This is a genomic window from Streptomyces sp. PA03-6a, from assembly GCF_033792765.1.
Classification (GTDB): domain Bacteria; phylum Actinomycetota; class Actinomycetes; order Streptomycetales; family Streptomycetaceae; genus Actinacidiphila.
On the sequence record NZ_JARAVK010000534.1, the window covers coordinates 1 to 1,907 of the forward strand.

At 75.9% G+C, this 1,907-nt stretch carries 1 protein-coding gene and 1 pseudogene; one reads left to right on the forward strand and one right to left on the reverse strand.

Translation table 11 applies throughout. From position 1 onward, the window contains the following. Positions 1-1,392 (forward strand): PE-PGRS family protein (locus PV350_RS46405; protein ID WP_500339287.1); only part of this gene is annotated, 1,392 nt, incomplete at its 5' end. A gap of 249 nt (positions 1,393-1,641) precedes the next feature. On the opposite strand, the pseudogene PV350_RS46410 reads toward PV350_RS46405, so the two are convergent. Next, positions 1,642-1,907: pseudogene (locus PV350_RS46410) on the reverse strand (serine/threonine protein kinase); the annotation flags it as partial.

Consider the following 1,907-nt stretch of genomic DNA (forward strand, 5'->3'; position numbering starts at 1 on the left):
CCCCCCGTGCTGACCCGACTCCTGGGCATCACCTCGTACCTGCTCAGCAGCGCCCTGCCCCCCTCCGTCGTGGACGCCGCCATCGCGCACACCGACTGGAAGGTCCGCGGTGGCCTGGCGGAGCACCAAAGGGGCATGACGCCCGAGCAGTGGACCGGGCTGGCCCTCGGGGAGTCCGACGCCGCCCGGCGCGAGACCGTCGTGCACTACGCCGGGTACCACAGGGCGCGCCTCACCCCGGAGGGCTACGCGCGGCTGGCCGCCGACCCCTCACCCTTGGTCCGGGCGACCGCCGCCGTCCTGCCCGGCTTTCCGGACTCCCTCCTCGTCCTCCTCGCGGGGGACCCCGACCCGGGCGTACGGGCCGCCGCGTGCCCCCGCGTCTGGGCCCACCTTCCGTCCCCCACCCGGGAGGCACTGCGCGCGGACCCTTCGCCGCGTGTGCGTGCCGCCGCCTTGCTGCGGCACCACGAGGACGACGACCACCCCATGCCCGCCGACGTCTTCGAGGCACTGGACCGCCCCGCGCACGCGGTCGCCGCCTGCCGGCTCGACCACGACCTCGCTGCGCGTCTGGCCGCCGACGGCGACCCCGCCGTGCGCCGCGCCCTCGCCGGCAACCCGCACCTGCAGCCCGACCTGGTCACCCGTCTCGCCGCCGACGACGACAACGACGTCCGCGTCGCCGTCTCCGTCCGTCCCGAACTCACCGAACTGCAAAGGGCCGCCGTCCGCGCCGAGATCGACACCCACCGCAAATTCGACGAACTGCCCTGGGTCGTGGCGCTCCACGACGACCCGGAGGCGATGCGCCGCCTCGCCCAGTCCGGCCATGTGTTCCTGCGCCGCAGCGTGGCCCGCGCCGCGCGGCTTCCCGCCGACGTGGCCGAGCTGCTGGCCCGGGACGAGGACAGGGCGGTCCGGCTCTTCCTCGCCGAGTCGTGCCAGGACGCGCCCCCGGACATGCTGCTGGAGGTGTGGGGCTGGTGGACCGGCAGCTTCTCGGTTCCGGACCGGCCGCGTGGCCACCCCAACTTCCCGCGCGCGGGCCTCCTGCGCTTCGCGGACGACCCGGATCCCCGGATGCGCCGGCTCGCGCTGGAGGACCCGGAGTCCACCGCGGAGCTTGTGGACCGCTTCAGCCGGGACCCGGACCAGGAGGTACGGATGCGGGCCGCCGAGGATCCGCGGCTGACGCCCGCCGCGGCGGCGCGGCTGGCCGACGACCCCGCGAGCGCCGTGTGGTACCGCGCGGCCCGGCACCCGAGCCTGCCCGCCTGGGACATCGTCCGTCTGCTGCGTAAACCGGTGACGGCGGAGTGGGCGGCCCAGAACCCCGCGATCCCTGTCGCCGTCATGCACCGCCTGATCGACGAGGCGGCGCTCGCCTAAGGCCGACCGCCGGAGGCCTCACCCGCGGCCTCGCGCACCGCCCCCAGCGCCACGTCGACGAGGACGCCGGCTTCGAGAAGGCGACCATCGAGCAGATCGCGACGGAGGTCGGCGTGTCCGGGCGCCGCGGGGGAGCGGAGAGGGCGTCGACGAAGGCGCGTGGGGAGTTCGTGCGGGTTCACATGGGTCCGGCCGGCTGGCCGGCGCGACGGGCGGTGTCCCGGTGGCAGCGGCTACGCGGTGGCAGGCCTACGGCGCGTGCGGCGCCGTCACGTCGGCGCCGGCCCCGGGCAGCAGGCCGATGCCGCGGCTGGGGCCCTGGCAGCCCTGGGCGGCGGCGATGCCGAGCGCGACGAGGAGGGTCACGGTGACGAAGACGATGAGCCGCTGCCGCAGCAGCCTGCGGTCGGCACCCACGGGGCGGCGGTCACCCCGGCCACCGACGTCTTCGCCTTCGGCGCGACGCTGGCGTACGCGGCGATGGGCGACTCGCCGTTCGGGCAGGGCAGTTCGGA